Origin of the sequence: Hyalangium gracile, from assembly GCF_020103725.1 — a bacterium.
Lineage (GTDB): Bacteria > Myxococcota > Myxococcia > Myxococcales > Myxococcaceae > Hyalangium > Hyalangium gracile.
This window is the reverse complement of sequence record NZ_JAHXBG010000005.1, coordinates 446,447-465,890: the sequence shown is the minus strand read 5'-3', so window position 1 is coordinate 465,890 and position 19,444 is coordinate 446,447. Positions and strand designations below refer to the sequence as shown.

Below are 19,444 nucleotides of genomic sequence, written 5' to 3'. Positions count from 1 at the left end.
GCCCTCGAGGCTCCGAGGAGTCACGATGCCTTCCAGCCTGCTTCCCGACGAGTTCCAGTGGGGCGTCGCTACCAGCGCCTATCAGATTGAAGGTGCGGTCTCCGAGGATGGGCGTGGCCCGTCGATCTGGGACACCTTCAGCCAGGTGCCGGGCACCATCGCCCGCGGCGACACGGGGGAGGTGGCGTGCGACCACTACCACCGGTGGGAGGAGGACCTCGATCTGCTGGTGGCGCTGGGGGTCAACGCCTACCGCTTCTCGGTGGCGTGGCCGCGGATTCAGCCCACGGGGCGCAGTCCCACGAACGCCAGGGGGCTCGACTTCTACGATCGGCTGCTGGACGGCATCCTGGCGCGCGGCCTGCGGCCTCACCTGACGCTCTACCACTGGGATCTGCCGCAGGCGCTGCAGGACGAGGGAGGGTGGGGGCAGCGGGACACGGCCCTGCGCTTCGTGGACTTCGCGGAGGTGGTGGCGCGTCGCCTGGGCGACCGCCTGGAGAGCCTCTGCACCTTCAACGAGCCCTGGGTGGTGGCCACGCTGGGGCACGAGAAGGGCATCTTCGCTCCCGGCCTCCGAGACAGGCAGCTGGCGATGCAGGTGTCACACCACCTGCTGGTGGCGCACGGCCTGGCGGTGCAGGCGCTGCGCACGCTGGTGCCGAGGGTGCCGCTGGGCATCGTCCTGAACCTGTCGCCCAGCTATCCGGCTCGCCCCGTGGCGGCGGACCGGGCGAAGGCGCGCCTGGAGGATGGCCTGGGGCTGCGCTGGTACATGGACCCGCTGTTCCAGGGCAGCTACCCGCGGGACGTGCTCGAGCACCTGGGGGAGGACGCGCCCGACGTGGAGCCGGGGGACTTGGCGTTGATCCGGCAGCCGCTCGATTTCCTGGGCATCAACTACTACATGCGCAACTTCATCCATGCCGAGGACCCCGCGGCGACGCCTCCGGGCGAGCTGGGGTTCACGGACATGGGGTGGGAGATCTATCCGCAAGGGTTGACGGATCTGCTGGTGCGGCTGGCGCGCGACTACCGCCTGCCCCCCATCTACATCGCCGAGAATGGCGCCGCGTTCGTCGACCGGCTGGAGGGGGGCGCGGTGCATGACGTGCAGCGCGTGGCGTACCTGGAGCAGCACCTCGCGGCGATGAACGCCGCGCGCAGCCAGGGAGTGGATGTCCGCGGCTACTTCGCCTGGAGCTTCCTCGACAACTTCGAGTGGGCGTCGGGATACCAGAAGCGGTTCGGCCTGGTGTACGTGGACTACGGCACCCAGCGGCGCGTGCTGAAGGACAGCGCGTACTGGTACCGGGCCTTCATCGAGTCGCAGCGCTCCCAGACGGCCCCCCACGCCGCGGTGACGCAAGCGCTGTCATGAACCGAACAGCTCTGCCCCGAGGTGTACAGGGGTAGGGCCTGAAAATCGTGAATGGGCTTTCACAAAATCCTTGGCTCCTGGGGAAACTGGAATTACACGGCGTTCCAGTATTCCTTCGACCAAGGAGATCGAGATGCGAGGAAGTCCTTCAATCGGCTTCAGGGGAGTGCTCGCGGCGCAGGTGCTGGCGGTAGCGCTGGCGGTGATGTTCACGACGGAGGCCCGGGCGCAGACGTCGGGCTACAACGTCACGTCGGCGTCGAGCGTGCAGTTCTACGTCAACGGGGCTCCGTGGGCGGATCTGCACTACACGATCAACGGTGGGGGCCAGCTCAACTACCGGATGGTGGCCAGCGGCACGAACCACACCTACAGCGTGACGGGAATTCCGAGCGGCGCCACGGTCCGCTACTTCTTCACGATTGGTAACTCGAGCGGCGGCGCGATCGACACGGCGTGGGCGCAGTTCACGATGACAGGCAGTGGCGGCGGAGGAGGCGGGACGGGGAACTGGACGGTGGTGTGGGAGGACACGTTCAGCGGGTCGGGCCAGCCCAGCTCTGCCAACTGGAACTACCACGTGGGCAACGGCTACAACCAGGGCAGCTTCGTGGGGTGGGGCAACGGGGAGTGGGAGTGGTACCGGCCGGAGAACGCGTACCAGCAGAACGGCAACCTGGTGATTCGTGCGGACTACACGAACACGCCGTTGGTGGTGGCGGGGCGCAACTGGTACCAGCGCTCGGCGCGCATCACGACGAAGGGGAAGAAGTCGTGGAAGTACGGGCGCATCGAGGCGCGGATCGCGATGCCCAATGCCATCGGCACCTGGCCGGCGTTCTGGATGATGGGGACGGCGTGCGATGACGGCTACACGAGCAACTACGCGGCGCCGACGTCCTACTACGACGTGATGGCGACCAACTGGTCGAGCTGCGGCGAGATCGACATCATGGAGCACCGGAACACGGAGACGAACACGTTCCAGAACCTGTTCTGGGATTCGCGCACGGGGCTGTTCCCGTGGGGCAACGGGCTGAACAACGAGCAGCCCAGCAACATCAACGTGGGCAACGTCACGCAGTTCCACCTGTATACGATCGAGTGGGAGCCGACGCAGATCCGCTGGTACGTGGACCGTGAGTCGCACCCGACGCCGGTGCACACGGTGGACATCACGGCGGCGAACAAGGAGGAGTTCCACCGGCCGTTCTACATCATCCTGAACCTGGCCCTGAGCGGTCAGTTCACGGGGTACGCGCAGCCCAACCAGGCCGACTTCCCGCTGTACATGTACGTGGACTACGTGAGGGTGTGGCAGAAGCAGTAGGCGGAAGCCCGAGGGGCCCTTGCAGGGCCTGAGGGAAGCACCGAGGCCGGGAGCTGCTGAGGGAACTCAGTGGCCTCCGGCCTTGGCGTTTGCGGGGCAGGGGGAACGAAAAAAGCCCCGTCCCAGGAAGAACCGGGGACGGGGCTTGTGGCCAGGGTCGGACTTGAACCGACTACCTGCGGATTATGAGACCGCCGCTCTAACCAGATGAGCTACCTGGCCGTGAAGTGCAGCCCCCTATACCGGGCCTGAGGGGCCTCTGCAAGAGGTACGACAAGGCGCAACACGGGGCCGGAGCCGTCCTACTCCCGGGAGTACGCTCGCCGCCCTCGGCAGCAGCCGACCTGCCAACGTCCGCTTCGAACCAGCCAGGTCGGGACTCATGGCGTCATCCTCGTCGTCTGGTCGTTGCGGCCTTGTTCCTGGCCCTGTCCACCACGTGCAGCACGACGCCCGGGGTACGCCTCGATACGGCGGGACGTTCTCCATCGTCCTCCCACGCCATGCCTCCTCGCGGGCATGAGTCAGCGGTAGGTCTGCAGCACCGACGACTTGTGGACAGCGGCGCCGTGGCGCGGAAGACCAGGGTTGCCGCGGCGCGCGGGCTGCCGGATCCTACCCGTCTGGCGTGGAGGCTCCATGTCCGAGCAGATGGATGTCTGGCCGCTCTCCGGCGGCTTGCTCCTCGGCGCCGGGTGCGCCGTGCTCACGCTCCTCACGTCCATCCGGCTCGCGATACTGGGAGATGTGCTCGCGGACCGGCTGGGCTGGGGGGAAGCGCTCCTGGGAGCCCTCCTGTTCGCCGCGGCCTCGCTGCCCAACATCTTCTTCGGGGTACTCCTCATCTGCCTGCTCAGCCTCGCGGTCGCGCTGAGCTTCAGCCCGGACGTGACCCTCTGGCGCATCCATCCCGGCTCGCTCCTGCTCGTGGCGGCCTATGGCTACGGGATGAAGCTGGCGCGGGAGCTGCGCTCTCTGCCGCCCTGGGTGCCGCGGAAGACCCGTGAGACTCGGGAGGACGTGCCGGAGGAGCAGGGCAAGTGGCGCCAGCGGAGCACCCCCCGCCTGCTGCTCGAGTTCGGGCTCATGGGCGGGCTCGTGTCCGTTTCCGGGTGGGCCATTGCTCAGGCCGCCGAGTCCATCGTCGTCCACACCCGCCTGCCGGATGCGCTGGTGGGAGCGCTCATCATGGGCATCGTCAATGCCCTGCCCGAGACGGTGACGAGCGTCGCGGCTGTCCGTCGGGGCGCGCTGACGTTGGCCATGGCGGGAGTGCTGGGGGGCAACGCCTTCGATGTGCTCAACCTGGCGGTGGGAGATGTGGCCTACCGCCAGGGCTCGCTCTACCACGCAGCCCGGCCGGACCAGTTGCTGCTATCGGTGACTGGCATCTTCATGACGGCCATCGTCATCGCCGGGTTGCTGCGCCGGCAGCGGCGGGGCCCCGGAAACATCGGCTTCGAGTCCGTGCTGCTGCTCATCGTCTATGTGGCCTCAGTCCTCCTGATGTTTCTGCCACCATGAGCCACCACAGGCCCCCCCTGCGCCTTCTTCTCCTCCTGCCGCTCGTGGCGCCTCCGCTGCTGGCCGCGCCAGCGTGTGCCACTCCACGGGCCGTCACCGCCCAGGCGGGGGGCGTCTCGGAATCCACCGTCAACTCCGGCGCGGAGACCGCGCCCGAGGACGCACGAGAGGAGGTGTATCGCCCCACCACCTCGGGCCCACTCGTCGCCTATACCGCGCTCATCACCCCGCCGGGAAAGCTGACGGCTCAGCCCCTGCTGCGCCTCGCCTCCATCCGCGGCGAATATGACGAGACCGGGAGCTACCAGCCGCTGAAGCGCGAGGAGGCACAATCCCATGCGGCCCTGCTCCTCTTCCTGGAATATGGGCTGGCGAAGCGGTTCTCCGCCGGGACGGAGCTGGAGTGGCGCTACCAGCGGCGGCGCGAGGGCTCGGGCGAGGCGGAGTCTTCCGGCCTGGCGGATACCCACCTCTTCGGGCGAGCCGTGCTCCTCCACGAGAAAGCGGGGGGGCAGCCCGAGCTGACGCTTCTGGGCATGGTGAAACTCCCCACCGGACGGGCCGTCAGCGCGGGCGAGGAGTTGCTGGAGACCGATGTGCGCGGGACGGGAAGCACCGATTTGACGCTGGGAGTGGACATGACCCGGGGCCTACGCCCCATTCTCGTGCACATGCAGGTGCTCTATACCCACCCGCTACCAGCCCAGGTGGGCGGGGTCTCCCTCTCCGCCGGTGACGCCATTGCCTGGAGCCTTGCTGGGGAGTGGCCCCTTTGGCGCGGAGCGCTCGCGCTGATGCTGGAGACGAGCGGCCTCTACCAGGGACCGCCGCGTCTGGACGGCCTGGAGACGAGGGACGGCTCCACCATTGAAGTGCGCCTCGGTGCTGGCGTGGAACTCATTGCCGGCAAGCAGGTGCAGCTCCTCGTGGGGTACCAGCGCGTGCTCTGGGGCCGCGATGCCAGCGCCCAGGATGCCTTCTTGCTGACACTGGTTCCGCTCCTCTTCTGAGGGCCGCCAGGGACCGTCTCCTGGCCAACGGGGGGCCCCGCGTGCCAGTCCAATTGTAGCCTCCCACGGAGGACGGGCCATGGGCGGGCGTTGCCACGGCGGGCGGGCAGGGCCAAGTGAAGCCGCATGCCTGCCACGCAACACCGCCCCTCTCAGGTGAGCCCTCGGACAGTATGGACGGTGGGGCTCAATGCCCTGCTCCTCGTGGTGGTGGTCCTCGTGCTCCACGACAGCCGCACGGTCATCTCCTGGATGCTGGTGGCGCTTCTGCTGGCATTGGCCATTCACCCCGCGGTCCGATGGTTGACGCGCAAGGGCCTGCGCCGGGGCCTGGCGGTCCTCGCGGTGTTCCTGGTGCTGGGTGGGCTGGTGGCGCTCCTGGTGGCGAGCTTCGTGCCCATGCTGGTGGAACAGGGCAAGGCCCTGGTGAACGCGGCACCGGACCTGCTGGAGCGCATCGAAGAGAGCCGTGCGATGAAATGGGCGGACAAGCGCTTCGACGTGATGGACCGGATCCAGACGGAGCTGCGTGAGAATGCCGCGCAAGCCGCTGCGCCTGCGCTGAGTGTGGCCACCGGCGCGGCACGTGGGCTGGCGGCAACGGTGACCATCGTGGCCCTCACCGTGTTCTTCCTGCTGTTTGGCGAGGAGGTCTTCCGCAAGGCGCTGGAGTGGGTGCGGCCAGAGGAGCGCGAGCGCTACGTCCACCTGGCGGTCCAGATGCACCGCTCGGTGGGAGGCTACGTGGCTGGCTCCTTCCTGGTTGCCACCGTGGGCGGTGTCGTTACCGCCGTGACGCTGCTGGTGCTGGGCGTGCCCTACTTCCTGCCCTTGGGGCTCGTGATGGTGGTGTTGGGGCTCATCCCCTTCATTGGCAGCGCCCTGGGAGCGGTGGTGGTGGTGGGTACCGCGTTCGCGTCGAGCGGGGTCAAGGCCGGTGTCATCACCGCCGTCGTCTACCTCGTGTACCAGCAGGTGGAGAACGAGCTGCTTCAGCCGCTCATCCAGCGCCGCACTCTGAAGATGAACCCGCTCATCATCACGATGGTGATGCTGCTGGGCACCTCGCTTGCGGGCGTGCTCGGAGCGCTGCTCGCGCTGCCCGTGGCGGGCGCCCTCCAGGTGTTTCTCCAGGATGCGCTGGCCCGGCGCCAGAGCCGGTGGATAGGGGGACCGGGCTCCTTCGTGCCTCAGCCTCCTGTGGCAACCGATGGCCGAGAGTCACAAGGTGCCGTGTCAGAGCCTCCGGCACCTCATTGACCGAGAGCCGTGGTAGCGAAATCCCACACGCATGCCTTCGCGCAAACATTCAGGCTGGTGGGCGGCAGGGGGAGTCATCGTCCTGCTCGGGCGCTGAGTATCCTCCCGTCCACGACGGTAGCGGCATGGACGCCTCGCGGACCGCTCCACCTGCTCACGTCCCGGACAACGCTGTGACTGGAGCCGCCCCCCCCCGGTTGGAAGAGGACGTGCTCCCCGTGGCCCGGGCCTTCTCCCTCGCGAGCGAGCAGGGCGAGGCCATCGCGGCGATGAAGGGCTCGCTGGACCTGGTGTTCGCGCGGGAGCCCCGTCCGGTCGAGGAGGAGGATCTTCCCTTTCAGGTGTTCGACGGCTCCCGTCTGGTGTCTATCTCCGAGTACCTTCAGGCCCATCCCCGGCCGGATCTGCTTCGCCTGCGGGAGCGCATGGACTGGCTTTCAGTGGGGCCCTGGGGCGAGCGAGCAGGGGATGTCCTGCTGCTGGCACGCTCGGGCTTGGAGCGCCCCATCGAGGACCGCTTCTACTTCGCCAACCGCTATCGCTCCTGGCATGGCAGCCCCACCGCCCAGGACAGCCGAATCCCACTCATCATCGCGAAGCGAAACGAGGAAGGCCGCCAGCTCAGGGAGCGCGTGGATGGGTTGCTGGGCCCAGAGCCCTCGCAGCTCTCGATTACACCCCTCGTGCTGGAGCTGCTTCAAAGCCAGTAGGTGGTGGTTGAGCGCATGAGTCGAAGCGCTCAGGCGGGCAGACGCCGGTGCGCGCTCGAGTCAGCTATCGCGCCACCCACTGCTGCCCCCAGCAGCACGCCCAAGCTGGAGAAGACCACCCAGAGGCCGAACGCCACCCCCGAGAAGGTACGGCTCGTCACCGTCAAGGCGCTGCTGCCGACGGAGCTGGCCTACCTTCTGAAGCACGGCAAGATCGGAGGCGATGTCAGCCTGACGGTCGCCGGTGCTCACTCCTGCTTGTCGAGCTGGGCAGGGGGCGGAGCGGGACGGATACGGACGCGCTTCACTCGCCGAGGAGAGGCCTCCACCACCTCCAGCACGGTGCCATCCGGGAGCGTCAGCCGCGTTTGGGGAGCAGGAATCGCGCCCGCCAGGGACAGGCAGAGTCCACCCACGGTGGAGAAGCTCTCGCCCTCCGGCAGCTCCAGGCCCAGGGCGCGGTTGGTGTCCCGGATGCTCGCCTCCGCCTCCACGAGGATCGCGCCGTCCGGCTCTCGCCTGAAGGATTCGGGCGGCTCCTCGTGCTCGCTGAAGATCTCGCCCACCAGCTCTTCCAGAAGGTCTTCCATGGTGACGAGGCCGGACATTCCGCCCTGCTCGTCAACGACGATGGCCATGGGGGTGCGGCGCTCCTGCATCTGCCGGAGCAGGTCCATGGCGCGGGTGGTCTCCGGCACGAAGAAGGCCGGGCGCAGGACATCCTCCATGACGATGAGGTCCTTCTCCAGCGCCACTCCTAGGAGATCCTTGGCGATGACGTACCCGACGATGTGATCGGGCGTGTCCTCGTACACGGGCATCCGCGAGTGTCCCTCCTCGAGCAGCACGCGCTTGATCTCCTCGGGCGAGGCATGTCGGCGCAACGAGACAACACGAGGACGCGGAACCATCACCTCGGCGGCTGTCAGCTCCGCCATCTCGAAGGCCCGCGAGGCGATGTCGCCCGTGCCTGGATGCACCGAGCCGGCCTTGGCGGCCTCCTCCACGAGTTGCTGGAGCTCCTCGGCGGACAGGCGCGACTCAGTGAAGGAGGTCTTATCCCCGAAGAGGCGCAGCACGAGGTTGGAGCTGAAGGTGAGCAGCCACACCACCGGCTTCATCAGCCGCGAGATGCCACGCAGGGGACGGCTGATGAGCAGCGCGTACCGCTCCGCATACCGGAGCGCGAGCGACTTCGGTACCAGCTCGCCCACCACCAGCGAGAGGTAGGAGACGAGCCCGACGACCAGCGCGAACGCCAGCTCCTCGGCCGAGGCCGCGCTCACTCCCAGGCCTTCGAGCACACCCGCGAGAGGTTGGGCGAGAGACGCACCGCCGAAGGCTGCCGCCGTGGCACCCACCACGGTGATGCCGATCTGCACCGTGGCCAGGAAGCGCTCCGGGTTGTCCCGGAGTGCCAGCACCGCCCGAGCGGAGCTGCTGCCCGCCTCGATCAGCTCTTGCAGCCGCGTCTTTCGGACGGAGAGGAGGGCGATCTCCGCACCCGCGAAGATGCCGTTGGCGAGGACGAGCAGGAGGATGATGACGAGTTCGGTCAAGACGGGAGTTGCTCCTCGTGAAGCGAAGGATCTCGATCGCGGTCAGCGTGGGGCCAGGCTCGATCTTCCGGCACTTCCAGGCGCTCCCTGAGCTCCCGAAGCACGCGCTCCAGCTCGTACTGGGCATCCTCCAGAGGCAGATCGCCCAGCGTGGCCGCCGTGTGCTTCAGCTCGTCAGCGGCCCATTGCAGGGTCTGCTCGCGCCCTGACTGAGCGGCGGCTGCGAGAAGGGAGGGGTCCGCCTGGAGCAGGTGCAGGTACTGCTCCAGCAGGGCTTCATGTGCCGGCGTCGCCTCGGGGGGGCCAGACTGCGCGTGCTCCGCCAGGAACTCTCGCTCGCTCATCTTCCGTCCTCCGTGTCTTCAGCCTGTTGGCGGGCGTTGCCGCGCGCCTCGATTCCCCGATGGGAATGCGAGTTGCTGGATTATGTTAAGGGTCTACTTACCGGGCAATAGGGTCCGCGCGGCTTGGCCTCGGAGAGGGACTCCATGGGGGCAAAGGAGTCCAGAGGCTCCACTCGAGCCAGGGAAGCGCGAAGGTGAATGAGTTGGGGCGGGCGACGAGGACGTCGCAGGCAGCCGCGGCGATAACCCATTGCGGATGAGCTCGACGAAGGGAGCACTGGAGTGGAGCGCGGAGGTGAGCTCCAGCGCCTCCAGCCCCCGCCGTCGTGCGCCACCTTCGCGGCGGAGACGACCTCGTCCTCGTGGCCTATCTCATGGGGATAGGGATGCTGTATCTCCACGCGGTCCGCTGAAGGCCAGGGGCTTCGATCAAGCCTTGTCGGGTGCGGACGCCTGCTCGGGAGACTGTGGCGTCTGCGGCGGGGGCGCCTCCTCGAGCTTCGCCTTCTCCATGCGTGCGTCCACCTCCGCCATGAGGTGCTCGAAGGTCTCCTTGCCGATGGCGCCCTTCTGGAAGTCCTTGATGAGCGCCTCCTTCTCGACGATGAGTGTGCGCCGGATGGCTTCCTGATGCTCCTCCTCCCGGAAGCGCGAACTCTGCTGTTGCAGGGCGCGTAGCTCCGCCTCGGCTTCGGAGATCTTCTTCTGGTAGTCCCGCTCCAGGTCCTCCAGCACGGCGCCCACCATGGTGCGCTCGCTGCGCAGGCCCTGGAGCGCCGAGAGTGCCGCCACCGCGGAGGACAGCCGGCCTCGCGCCAGCTCGTACTGTCCCTGGTAGGCATCCACCATGCCGGTGACGCCCAGCCGGCGCAGCACCGGCGCCATGCTCAACCCCTGGACGATGATGGAGAGCACCACCACGCCGAACGTCATGTTGATGAGCAGCTCGCGGTAGGGAAAGTTCGCGGGCAGGCTGAGGGCGAGCACCATGGAGATGGCCCCTCGCAGCCCGCTCCAGGTGAGCACCGCGCTCCAGGACCAGGGCACGCGCTCGGCGGTGGGGCGCAGCAGCGCGGAGACGGCGTACACGACCAGCGCCCGCCCGGTCACCACCGCCATGAAGCCCACGAGGATGGGCTTCCACGAGGCCAGCAGCGAGGACAGCTGCACCTCCAGGCCGATGAGCAGGAACACCACCGAGTTGAGCGCGAAGGCCAGGTACTCCCAGAAGCTCTCCACCGCCACGCGCGTGGTGGGGCTCATGCCGACGTGCGCCGCCCAGTTGCCGCACACCATGCCGGCCACCACCGTGGCGATGACGCCCGAGTAGTGGAAGTGCTCGGCCGCCACGAACGAACCGTAGGCGGCGATGACGGTGAGGGTGATCTCCACCGTGGCGTCGTCAATGCGGCGGATGAGCTGGGAGATGGTGTAGCCCATCACCCCTCCGATGAGCGCGCCCATGCCCGCCACCTTCACGAACTCCAATGCCGCGCCAGAGAGGGTGAAGCTGCCACCCGTCGCCACGCCCAGCACGAGCGTGAACAACACCACGCCGGTGCCGTCGTTGAGCAGACTCTCACCCTCCACCAGCACCGCCAGCCGTTTGGGCGCGCCCAGGCTCTTGAAGAGGCTCACCACGGCGATGGGGTCCGTGGCGACGATGATGGAGGCGAAGACGAGCGCGTGGATGAAGGAGAAGCCCTGCACGAAGTGCAGCCCGTCCACCACAGGGGTGAGGATGGCGGCGGTCAGCCAGATGGAGGCCACCACGCCCGGGATGGCCAGCGAGTGGATGGCCACCTTGTTCTTCCAGAACTGGCGGAACTCCAGGTGGAAGGCCGCTTCGAAGACGAGCCCGGGCAGGATGATGGCGAAGAGCAGCTCCTTGGTGAGGTGCGGTGGCTCGAAGGCGTGCGCCACCCCGAGGATGAGCCCAGCTACCACCAGCGCCACCGTGTAGGGGATTCGGAAGTAGCGCGCGGCGATGGCGACCGCCGTGGCGATGGCGAACAGCAGAATGAAGGCCTGCTCGAAGTGCATCGGAGATGGGCTCCCTTTGTGTTCAAAGGAGTCCAGAGGCTACACCGCCTTCGGCACCCCGAGGGAAGCTCGAAAGTGAACAAGCCGGGCCGTGACCGGCCTGGGCCATCGATGTCTCTTGGCGGACGGAGCTTCGGGGGCTGCCGTCATCCATCGAACCGCAAGGCGAATTGTCGCCGATACCGAGCGCGCGCAACGCCGGCCTCCTCATAGAGCTAGCGGCTGGCATGAGGAGCAGGGCATGGGCATGACGGTGGCGCTCTTGGTGGGGTTCGCGACGGCGACCCTTGCGCCCGGCATTCATCTCGTCGCGCGCCGGTGGACCGGTGCGGTCCTCGCCGTCGTCCCGGCCGCGCTGTTTGTCTATTTCATGTCCCTGCTCGGGCCCGTCACCGCTGGCGCAACGCTCTCCGAGCAGCACGCCTGGTCCCCCCGGTTGATGCTCCAGCTCTCTCTCCGAGTGGATGGGCTGAGCCTCCTGTTCGTGCTGCTCATCACCGGGATTGGCGCGCTGGTGACGCTGTACGCCGGCAGATACCTCGAGGGCCACCCGCATCTGGGCAGGTTCTTCCTCTTCTTCTTCACCTTCATGGCCTCGATGCTCGGGTTGGTGTTGTCCGACAACCTGCTCGCGCTCTTCATCTTCTGGGAGCTCACCAGCCTCAGCTCGTACCTGCTGATTGGCTTTGACCATACCCGTGAGACTTCACGGGCAGCGGCGCTGCAGGGGCTGCTCGTCACCGTGGGGGGAGGGCAGGCGCTGCTCCTCGGCTTCTTGCTGCTCGGGGCCGCGACGGGGACGTTCGAGATCTCCCAGCTGTCGGGCCTGTCCGCGCGGGAGCACCCGCTCTATCCCGGGATGCTCCTGCTCGTCCTGGCGGGGGCCTTCACCAAGTCGGCGCAGTTCCCATTCCACTTCTGGCTTCCCGGGGCGATGGCCGCGCCCACGCCGGTGAGCGCCTATCTGCACTCGGCCACCATGGTGAAGGCGGGAGTGTACCTGCTGGCTCGCCTCTCGCCTGTCCTGGGAGGAACGGCGCTGTGGGGGACGTCGTTGAGCCTGGTGGGGGCCATCACCATGCTCCTGGGCGCCTTACTGGCGCTCGGAGAGCGCGATCTCAAGCGGGTGCTGGCCTATGCCACCGTATGCGTCCTCGGCACGTTGACGTTCCTCCTGGGGATGGGCACTCCCGCCGCGCTCCACGCCGCCGGGGTCTTCCTGCTGGCCCATGCGCTCTACAAGGGCGCGCTGTTTCTCTCCGCGGGCTCAATCGATCACGCTACCGGCACGCGGGATCTCTCCCTGCTGGGAGGGCTTCGCCGCGCCATGCCCGTGACCGCCACGGCGGTGGGCCTGTCCGCGCTCTCCATGGCGGGGCTGACGCCGGCCTTCGGGTTCATCGCGAAGGAGCTGGTCTACGAGGCCGCGCTCCAGGAGGGACCAGCGACCTGGCTTGCCACGGTGGCCAGCGCGCTCACCTTCATGCCCCTGGTGGCCGTCGCGGCCATGCTCGCGCTCCAGCCCTTTCTCGGGCCTTCGCGTGAGCTGCCTCATGCTCCTCATGAGGCTCCAGCGGGCATGTGGCTGGGGCCGCTCGTCCTCTCCGCGCTAGGGCTCGTGCTGGGGGCGCAACCCGCGCTGGTGGGGGGCCTGCTCGCGCGAGCCTCACCGGGGCTCGAGCCCTCCGAGCTTGCCCCCCTGAAGCTCTGGCACGGGTTGACACCGGCGCTGGGGCTGAGCGTGCTGAGCCTTGCGGGTGGCGTGGGGCTCTTCCTGCTGCGCGATCGGATCCGCGCCTTCCTCGCGAGGCTGCGGCTCGGGCGCTGGGGCCCGGAGAGGGCCTACACCTGGGGGCTCGGGGCCATGCTCCAGGTCGCGGGCTTCCAGACCCGGCTCCTGCAGAGCGGCTACCTGCGCAGGTACCTCCTGGTGACGATCCTCACGATCGGCGGTCTCACCGCGTATGCCCTGGTGGCACGCAGCGGGGTGCGGCTACGGCTGGAGCTCTCGGATGTCGAGGTTCACGAGGCCGTGCTGGGGGGCTTGATGGTGCTGGCCGCTCTGGCCGCGGCGAACTCCCGCTCCCGCCTGGCCTCGGTGGCGGCCATGGGCGTGGTGGGCTTCGGGGTCGCGTTGGTCTTCCTCTTCTTCGGAGCACCGGATCTGGCGCTCACGCAATCCATCGTGGAGGCGCTCACGGTGGTGGTGTTCTTGCTGGCGCTCTTCAACCTGCCTCACTATCAGGAGCTGTCGAGCCGTTCGACCCGCGCCCGGGATCTGTTGATCTCGCTGGCCTTCGGGGCGGTGATGACCGGGCTCGTGCTGATGGTGACCCAGAACCAGCTCTACCCGCCCATCTCGGACTACTTTCTCGAGAACAGCGTCCCCGCGGCCCACGGCCGCAACGTGGTGAACGTGATCCTGGTCGACTTCCGGGCCCTGGACACGCTCGGAGAGATCACCGTCCTGGCGATCTCGGCGCTCGGGGTGGCCGCGCTGCTCAAGCTGGGGCACGGGAGGGAGGCGGGACGATGACTTCACTCATCTTCAATGCGGTGGTCCGGGCGCTTCAGCCGCTGCTGCTGTTGTTCTCCGTCTTGCTGCTCCTGAGTGGGCACCATGAGCCGGGCGGTGGCTTCACGGGAGGCCTCGTGGCGGCCTCTGCCTTCGCGCTGCACGCGGCCGCCAATGATCCCGCCTCGGCGAGGCGGGCCCTTCACATTCCCCTGACGAAGCTGATCGGGGTGGGGCTGCTCTGCGGCATCGCCAGTGGGCTGGTGGGGACGGTGACGGGCAAGACCTTCCTCACCAGCGTGTGGCTGAAGGTCGGCGCGGGCGGGCTCGGCAGCCTGGAGCTGGGCACGCCGCTGCTCTTCGATCTGGGGGTGTACCTGGTGGTGCTGGGAGTGACGCTCACCTTCATCCTCTCTCTGGCGGAGAAGTGACGATGGAGTCCCTGCTCGCGTTGGTCATCGGTGGGCTGTACGCGACGGGGCTCTACATGATCCTCCGGCGGAACATCGTCAAGCTGGTCATCGGCCTGGCGCTGCTCGCGCATGCCACCAACCTGCTCGTCTTCACCAGCGTGGGGCTGACCCGCGGCCGGGCGCCCCTTGTCCCCGAGGGGGCCGAGACGACCGCCCCCGGCGTGGCTGATCCCCTGGCGCAGGCGCTGGTGCTCACCGCCATCGTGATCAGCTTCGGCCTGCTGGTCTTCATGGTCGTGCTGCTCTATCGCGCGCACCAATCCATTCGCTTCTCGGAACTCGACGAACTGAGGAACACCGAGCGATGAGCCTGCTCCTCCTCAGCCCCATCGTCATTCCCCTGACCACCGCGGCGCTCGGGCTGGTCGTACGTCAGCGGTGGGTGCACCAGGCGCTCATGCTCGCGGGGGCCTTCGCGTTGCTCGGCTCCACGCTGCTGCTCTTCCTGCGGGTGCTGGGGGAGGGCACCCAGGCCGTTCAGCTCGGCGGGTGGCCAGCCCCTTTCGGCATCACCCTGGTCGCCGATCTGCTGTCCGCGCTCATGCTCCTCGTCACCGGGCTGATTGGCCTGGCGACCTTCATCTACTCGGTGCAGTCGGTTGACTCGGAGAGGAAGGCGCACGGCTTCTACCCGCTCCTGCACGCGCTCCTGATGGGGGTGTGTGGGGCCTTCCTCGCTGGCGACCTGTTCAACCTCTATGTCTGGTTCGAGGTGCTGCTGATCTCGTCCTTCGTGCTGCTGTCGCTCGGCAGCGAGCGGCCGCAACTCGAGGGCGCGGTGAAGTATGTGGCGCTCAACCTGCTCTCCTCGCTGTTGTTCCTGGCGGCGGCCGGGCTGCTCTACGGCATGGTCGGCACGTTGAACCTCGCGGACCTGGCGGTGAAGCTCCGGCAGGCGCCTCAGCCCGGGCTGCTACTGACCGTGGCCACGCTGCTGTTGGGAGCATTTGGCATCAAGGCCGCGGCCTTCCCGCTCTTCTTCTGGCTGCCCCCCGCCTACCACACCCCGCACATCGCCGTTTCCGCGGTGTTCGCGGGGCTGCTCACCAAGGTAGGCGTCTATGCGTTGATCCGCGTCTTCACGCTGCTCTTCGTCCAGGACGTTGGCTTCACCCATGGCGTGCTGCTGGCGATGGCCGGGTTGACCATGATCACCGGTGTGCTCGGCGCGGCGTCACAGATGGAGTTCAGGCGCATCCTCGCCTTCCACATCATCAGCCAGATTGGCTACATGCTGATGGGCCTGGGCTTGTTCACGGCGACAGGGCTGGCCGGCTCGGTCTTCTATGTGGTTCATCACATCCTGGTGAAGACCAACCTCTTCCTGGTTGCGGGGCTGGCGGCCCGGCTCACTGGCACCTACGAGCTGAAGGCGCTGGGGGGGCTGTACCGATCGCGGCCAGCGCTGGCGCTGCTCTTCCTGGTCCCCGCCTTCGCGCTGGCGGGCATGCCGCCCCTGTCTGGCTTCTTCGCCAAGCTGGTCCTGCTGCGCGCGGGGCTCGAGCAGGAGCAGTATCTCGTCGTCGGGACCGCTGCGGTGGTGAGCGTGCTCACGCTGTTCTCGATGACGAAGGTGTGGGCCGAGGCCTTCTGGAAGGAGCCGCCCCACGAGCTTCCGACTGCCTCCAGATCGCTCCCGCTGGGAATGGCCGTCCCTTCCTCCATCCTGGCCCTGCTCACCTGCATGCTGGGCCTGTTCGCCGAGCAGGGGATGGTCTTGAGCACACGCGTGGCGGAGGAGTTGCTCTCGATCGAGGGGTACGTCGCCGCCGTCCGGAGGGCCTCTCCTTGAGCATGCTGACGCGGAACCTCGCCCTCGCGGGCATCTGGATGGCGATGACCGAGCTGTCCGCGACGCAGCTGATTATCGGCTTCGCGCTCGGCTACTTCGTCCTCTGGTTCTCTCCGGGGCTGGCTCATCGGAGCAATTACTTCCGGCGGGTGGGCCAGGGGCTGCGCTTCACGGGGTTCTTCCTCCGCGAGTTGGCGATCGCCACGGCCCGCGTGGCTCATGACGTGCTGACTCCCACTCCGTACATGAAGCCTTCGGTCCTTGGCATCCCCCTCGACGCGGAGACAGACGCGGAGATCGCCATGCTCGCCATCGTGGTCACACTCACGCCTGGCACACTGGCCCTGGATATCTCGAGCGACCGGAAGACCCTCTACATCCACGCGATGTATGTGTCGGATCCTGAAGCCACCCGGCGCGAGATCAAGCAGGGCTTCGAGCGCCGGATCCTGGAGTTGCTGCGATGATTGATCTTCCTCCCGCGCTTCGAAACGTGCTGCTGGGAACGCTGGCCCTCCTGGCGCTCACGATGTTGCTCGCCCTCTGGCGCGTGGTGCGCGGGCCCAGTGCACCTGATCGCATCGTGGCATTGGACTTGATTGCCGGCGTCTCCGTGGGCGTGATCGCCGTCTATACCGCCCTCACGGGGGAGCGGCACCTGCTACGAGTCGCCACGGGCCTGGCGCTGATCTCCTTTCTGGGGACGGTGGCGGTTGCAAGGTACCTGGAAAGGAAGGAGCCCCGGTGATGCGCTGGTTCGCAATCGCGTGGATGCTCACAGGTGCGGCGTTCATGGCCATCGCCGCGCTGGGAGTGGTACGCATGCCGGATCTCTTCACCCGGATGCAGGCGGCCACGAAGACAGGGACGGCTGGCGCGGGCTGCATCCTCTTCGGCACGGCGCTGTTCTTCGGCGAGCTGCAGGTGGTGACCAATGCAGGCCTGGTGATCGCCTTCTTGTTCCTGACCGCGCCCGTGGCGGCCCACATGCTGGCCCGGGCGGGGTACCTCGTGGGCGCCCCCCTGGCGCCCGAGACGCATCCGGACGAGCTCAAGGACAAGTTCGGGCGCGGCACCGAGGTTCCAGGGGGGACCCCGAGCTCGGAGGGAGATCGGCCGCCCTCCGCCTGAGTTCCGGCGGTGAGCAGCCCCTCGGGCCCGTGCGGGATGGGCGGGCCCTTCCTGCCTACTGAACCTGCGCCAGGATGTCGTCCAGCATCTGGTCGGTGAACTTGCCTTCGGAGAAGGCGACCAGCTTGTAGACGGGCATGTCGTTGACGAACACCATCGTCGACATCTCCGCCTTCTTCCTGGCGCGCTCCTCCTGAGGCGTGAGCTTCACCGGGTTCTGCTTCGTGAAGGCATCTCCCGTGATGATGTGGGTCAGGCGCGAGTAGAAGGCCTTCCCCTTGGGGTGGTTCTTGAACTCCTTCACCATGGAGTGGCGCGTCAGCGCGGGGACGGCCACCTCGGCTGTCTCCACCTGGACGTGCTGCCGCAGAGGCAGCTCCCGGGAGGAGCCACCGACCAGGATGTCGAACCGCCCGGGGGTGACGGACCACCGGCGGCGGGCGGTGTCGTAGTAGGCGAAGTCACGAGGCTTCAACGTGAAGCTCACCGTCTTCTCCTCGCCAGGATCGAGCGCCACCTTGGTGAAGGCCTTGAGCTCCTTCTCCGGACGGCTGACGACGGGCCTGTCCTCACGGACGTAGAGCTGGACGATCTCCTTTCCAGCGACCTTCCCCGTGTTCTTGACCTTCACCCGCACGGTCAGCCCATCGGTGTCCTTGATGGACGGCGAGCCGAGGCTCAGCTCCGAATAGGCGAAGGTCGTGTAGCTCAGCCCAAAGCCAAACGGGAACAGCGGGGTGATGTCTTTCTTGTCGTAGTACCGGTAGCCGATGAAGACCCCCTCGCCGTAGTAGGTCTCCTGGTTCAAGCCGGGGAACTCGGTGGCGGTGGGCGTGTCTTCCAGCCGCTGCGGGAAGGTCTCGGCCAGCTTCGCCGAGGGGTTGACCCGTCCGGTCAGGATGTCGGCGATGGCGCCTCCGCCCGCCTGTCCCGTCAGCCAGCCTTCGAGGAGGGCCTTCACTCGCCCCACCCAGGGCATGGTGATGGCGGAGCCGTTCATCAACACCACCACCGTGTTGGGCTGGGCCTGGGTGACCGTGTCGATCAGCCGGTGATGCCCCTCGGGGATGTCCAGGGAGGAGCGATCGAACCCTTCGGACTCGTGGCTGTCAGGCAGTCCCGCGAAGACGATGGCCACGTCCGAGTCCCTGGCCAGCCGCTGCGCTTCCTCGAGCAGCGAGGGAGTGGTGACCCCCTCCGTGTCGTAGCCGCTCGCGTAGCCGATGCGCTCGCTTCCTCCCAAGAGCTCCAGCAGCTCGTCATGCGCGTTGGAGATGCGGCTCGGATTCACCTGCGAGCTCCCAGCGCCCTGGTAACGCGGCTCCTTGGCGAAGGCGCCAATCAGGGCGAGCTTCTTCTTCGCCCCCACGTCCAGCGGCAGGAGGTGGTCCTCGTTCTTGAGCAGGATGATGCTCTCACCCGCCACCTGCCGGGCCAGGGCGTGGTGCTGATCGAGGTCGACCCGAGCTTGGGGCTTGCGGCTCTCCGCGGCCTTGAGCACCACGGCGAGCAGCGAGGCTACCACCTCATCCAGGCGACTCATGGGCAGCCGCCCCGCGTTGACGGCCTCGATGATCTTCTTGCGATTCACTTCACCGCTGCCGGGCATCTCCAGGTTCAGCCCGGCCAGCACGCCCCTCACGCGATCGTGGACGGCGCCCCAGTCCGACACCACGAACCCCTCGAAGCCCCACTCCTCCCGGAGGATCTGCTCGAGCAGCAAGGGGTTCTCGGAGGCGTAGACACCGTTCACCTTGTTGTACGCGCACATCACCGACCACGGCTGGGCCTGGGTGATCGCGAGCTCGAACGCGGGCAGGTAGATCTCGCGGAGCGTTCGCTCGTCCAGGTTCGAGTTGCTCACCATCCGCTCGAACTCCTGGTTGTTCACCGCGAAGTGCTTCAACGAAGTGCCCACGCCCTCGCCCTGGACACCCTGGATGTAGGCCGCCGCCAGGTGTCCGGTGAGGACAGGATCCTCGGAGAAGTATTCGAAGTTGCGCCCGCCCAGGGGAGAGCGCTTCATGTTGATGCCGGGGCCCAGCAGCAGCTGGACATCGTTGGCCTGGCACTCCCGAGCCAGGGCGGCGCCCACCTGCTCCATGAGCTGCGTGTTCCAGGTGGAGCCCAGGGCGGAAGCGGTGGGGAAGCAGGTCGCGGGGACACTGTCCGCCATGCTCGGCCCCAGCGCCTTCCTGAGCCCATGCGGGCCATCCGTCATGTAGATGGAAGGAATGCCCAGCCGCTCGACCTTGTGAGTCGTCCAGGAGCCATTGCCAGACAAGAGCAGGGCCTTCTCCTCCAGCGTCATCTGGAGCACCAGCTCCCGTGCTCGTGCCTTGTAGTATGTGAATGGGTCGGACATATCTGGG

Annotated in this window: 17 protein-coding genes and 1 tRNA gene; 13 read left to right on the top strand and 5 right to left on the bottom strand. The window is 67.3% G+C overall.

What is annotated here, in order from left to right:
- The first annotated feature begins 25 nt into the window (after nucleotides 1-25).
- Complete coding sequence (locus KY572_RS12660; protein WP_224242835.1) at nucleotides 26-1,381, top strand: GH1 family beta-glucosidase; 1,356 nt, start codon at nucleotides 26-28, stop codon at nucleotides 1,379-1,381.
- Between the two features lie 133 nt (nucleotides 1,382-1,514).
- Complete coding sequence (locus KY572_RS12655) at nucleotides 1,515-2,711, top strand: glycoside hydrolase family 16 protein (RefSeq protein WP_224242834.1); 1,197 nt, start codon at nucleotides 1,515-1,517, stop codon at nucleotides 2,709-2,711.
- A gap of 148 nt (nucleotides 2,712-2,859) precedes the next feature.
- Here the strand turns inward: KY572_RS12655 and KY572_RS12650 are convergent.
- A tRNA-Ile gene (locus tag KY572_RS12650) sits at nucleotides 2,860-2,933 on the bottom strand.
- Between the two features lie 417 nt (nucleotides 2,934-3,350).
- Between KY572_RS12650 and KY572_RS12645 the strand changes: the two genes are divergently transcribed.
- The 4 genes from KY572_RS12645 (at nucleotide 3,351) to KY572_RS12630 (ending at nucleotide 7,215) form a co-directional block, all read left to right on the top strand.
- Nucleotides 3,351-4,235, top strand: a complete 885-nt coding sequence (locus KY572_RS12645) for a sodium:calcium antiporter (RefSeq protein WP_224242833.1) — start codon at nucleotides 3,351-3,353, stop codon at nucleotides 4,233-4,235.
- A complete protein-coding gene (locus tag KY572_RS12640) occupies nucleotides 4,232-5,245 on the top strand; it encodes a hypothetical protein (protein ID WP_224242832.1) in 1,014 nt (337 codons plus the stop codon). The genes KY572_RS12645 and KY572_RS12640 overlap by 4 nt, the downstream gene beginning before the upstream one ends.
- Before the next feature lie 126 nt (nucleotides 5,246-5,371).
- The gene (locus KY572_RS12635; protein ID WP_224242831.1) at nucleotides 5,372-6,505 is read left to right on the top strand and encodes an AI-2E family transporter; all 1,134 of its coding nucleotides are present in this window, start codon (nucleotides 5,372-5,374) and stop codon (nucleotides 6,503-6,505) included.
- 209 nt (nucleotides 6,506-6,714) lie between these two features.
- A complete protein-coding gene (locus KY572_RS12630; protein WP_224242830.1) occupies nucleotides 6,715-7,215 on the top strand; it encodes a hypothetical protein in 501 nt (166 codons plus the stop codon).
- Between the two features lie 248 nt (nucleotides 7,216-7,463).
- On the opposite strand, the gene KY572_RS12625 is transcribed toward KY572_RS12630, so the two are convergent.
- From KY572_RS12625 to KY572_RS12615, 3 genes are all read right to left on the bottom strand, one after another.
- Entirely contained in the window at nucleotides 7,464-8,750 is a 1,287-nt protein-coding gene (locus KY572_RS12625) for a hemolysin family protein (RefSeq protein ID WP_224242905.1), read from the bottom strand.
- Nucleotides 8,751-8,770: 20 nt separating this feature from the next.
- Nucleotides 8,771-9,118 carry a hypothetical protein gene (locus KY572_RS12620; protein ID WP_224242829.1) on the bottom strand — a complete coding sequence of 116 codons (348 nt, stop codon included), beginning with the start codon at nucleotides 9,116-9,118 and terminating at the stop codon, nucleotides 8,771-8,773.
- A gap of 429 nt (nucleotides 9,119-9,547) precedes the next feature.
- Nucleotides 9,548-11,161, bottom strand: a complete 1,614-nt coding sequence (locus tag KY572_RS12615) for a Na+/H+ antiporter (RefSeq protein ID WP_224242828.1) — start codon at nucleotides 11,159-11,161, stop codon at nucleotides 9,548-9,550.
- Between the two features lie 247 nt (nucleotides 11,162-11,408).
- On the opposite strand from KY572_RS12615, the gene KY572_RS12610 reads away from it, so the two are divergent.
- Genes KY572_RS12610 through mnhG form a run of 7 tightly spaced genes read left to right on the top strand, consistent with a single transcriptional unit; the run spans nucleotide 11,409 to nucleotide 17,072 of the window.
- Nucleotides 11,409-13,697, top strand: a complete 2,289-nt coding sequence (locus KY572_RS12610; protein ID WP_224242827.1) for a putative monovalent cation/H+ antiporter subunit A — start codon at nucleotides 11,409-11,411, stop codon at nucleotides 13,695-13,697.
- Entirely contained in the window at nucleotides 13,694-14,107 is a 414-nt protein-coding gene (locus KY572_RS12605) for a Na+/H+ antiporter subunit B (protein ID WP_224242826.1), read from the top strand. Before KY572_RS12610 ends, KY572_RS12605 begins: the two co-directional genes overlap by 4 nt.
- Nucleotides 14,108-14,109: 2 nt before the next feature.
- Nucleotides 14,110-14,457 carry a Na+/H+ antiporter subunit C gene (locus KY572_RS12600; RefSeq protein ID WP_224242825.1) on the top strand — a complete coding sequence of 116 codons (348 nt, stop codon included), beginning with the start codon at nucleotides 14,110-14,112 and terminating at the stop codon, nucleotides 14,455-14,457.
- Nucleotides 14,454-15,941 carry a Na+/H+ antiporter subunit D gene (locus KY572_RS12595; protein WP_224242824.1) on the top strand — a complete coding sequence of 496 codons (1,488 nt, stop codon included), beginning with the start codon at nucleotides 14,454-14,456 and terminating at the stop codon, nucleotides 15,939-15,941. Before KY572_RS12600 ends, KY572_RS12595 begins: the two co-directional genes overlap by 4 nt.
- A 2-nt stretch (nucleotides 15,942-15,943) precedes the next feature.
- Nucleotides 15,944-16,408, top strand: coding sequence for a Na+/H+ antiporter subunit E (locus tag KY572_RS12590; RefSeq protein WP_224242823.1), 465 nt, complete (start codon nucleotides 15,944-15,946; stop codon nucleotides 16,406-16,408).
- Nucleotides 16,405-16,689, top strand: coding sequence for a monovalent cation/H+ antiporter complex subunit F (locus tag KY572_RS12585; protein ID WP_224242822.1), 285 nt, complete (start codon nucleotides 16,405-16,407; stop codon nucleotides 16,687-16,689). Before KY572_RS12590 ends, KY572_RS12585 begins: the two co-directional genes overlap by 4 nt.
- Nucleotides 16,689-17,072: a monovalent cation/H(+) antiporter subunit G gene (gene mnhG / locus KY572_RS12580; protein WP_224242821.1), complete on the top strand. Its 384-nt coding sequence runs from the start codon at nucleotides 16,689-16,691 to the stop codon at nucleotides 17,070-17,072. Before KY572_RS12585 ends, mnhG begins: the two co-directional genes overlap by 1 nt.
- A gap of 55 nt (nucleotides 17,073-17,127) precedes the next feature.
- On the opposite strand, the gene KY572_RS12575 is transcribed toward mnhG, so the two are convergent.
- Nucleotides 17,128-19,437 carry a glycoside hydrolase family 3 C-terminal domain-containing protein gene (locus KY572_RS12575; RefSeq protein WP_224242820.1) on the bottom strand — a complete coding sequence of 770 codons (2,310 nt, stop codon included), beginning with the start codon at nucleotides 19,435-19,437 and terminating at the stop codon, nucleotides 17,128-17,130.
- Between the last annotated feature and the right edge of the window lie 7 nt (nucleotides 19,438-19,444).

Excerpts from the sequence above, each read along its gene's own strand:
- KY572_RS12595 (WP_224242824.1), top strand. The coding sequence starts at position 14,454 with ATGAGCCTGCTCCTCCTCAGCCCCATCGTCATTCCCCTGACCACCGCG.
- mnhG (WP_224242821.1), top strand. The coding sequence starts at position 16,689 with ATGCGCTGGTTCGCAATCGCGTGGATGCTCACAGGTGCGGCGTTCATG.
- KY572_RS12610 (WP_224242827.1), top strand. The coding sequence starts at position 11,409 with ATGACGGTGGCGCTCTTGGTGGGGTTCGCGACGGCGACCCTTGCGCCC.
- KY572_RS12640 (WP_224242832.1), top strand. The coding sequence starts at position 4,232 with ATGAGCCACCACAGGCCCCCCCTGCGCCTTCTTCTCCTCCTGCCGCTC.
- KY572_RS12575 (WP_224242820.1), bottom strand. The coding sequence starts at position 19,437 with ATGTCCGACCCATTCACATACTACAAGGCACGAGCACGGGAGCTGGTG.
- KY572_RS12645 (WP_224242833.1), top strand. The coding sequence starts at position 3,351 with ATGTCCGAGCAGATGGATGTCTGGCCGCTCTCCGGCGGCTTGCTCCTC.
- KY572_RS12615 (WP_224242828.1), bottom strand. The coding sequence starts at position 11,161 with ATGCACTTCGAGCAGGCCTTCATTCTGCTGTTCGCCATCGCCACGGCG.
- KY572_RS12600 (WP_224242825.1), top strand. The coding sequence starts at position 14,110 with ATGGAGTCCCTGCTCGCGTTGGTCATCGGTGGGCTGTACGCGACGGGG.
- KY572_RS12635 (WP_224242831.1), top strand. The coding sequence starts at position 5,372 with ATGCCTGCCACGCAACACCGCCCCTCTCAGGTGAGCCCTCGGACAGTA.
- KY572_RS12605 (WP_224242826.1), top strand. The coding sequence starts at position 13,694 with ATGACTTCACTCATCTTCAATGCGGTGGTCCGGGCGCTTCAGCCGCTG.
- KY572_RS12590 (WP_224242823.1), top strand. The coding sequence starts at position 15,944 with ATGCTGACGCGGAACCTCGCCCTCGCGGGCATCTGGATGGCGATGACC.
- KY572_RS12585 (WP_224242822.1), top strand. The coding sequence starts at position 16,405 with ATGATTGATCTTCCTCCCGCGCTTCGAAACGTGCTGCTGGGAACGCTG.
- KY572_RS12655 (WP_224242834.1), top strand. The coding sequence starts at position 1,515 with ATGCGAGGAAGTCCTTCAATCGGCTTCAGGGGAGTGCTCGCGGCGCAG.
- KY572_RS12620 (WP_224242829.1), bottom strand. The coding sequence starts at position 9,118 with ATGAGCGAGCGAGAGTTCCTGGCGGAGCACGCGCAGTCTGGCCCCCCC.
- KY572_RS12660 (WP_224242835.1), top strand. The coding sequence starts at position 26 with ATGCCTTCCAGCCTGCTTCCCGACGAGTTCCAGTGGGGCGTCGCTACC.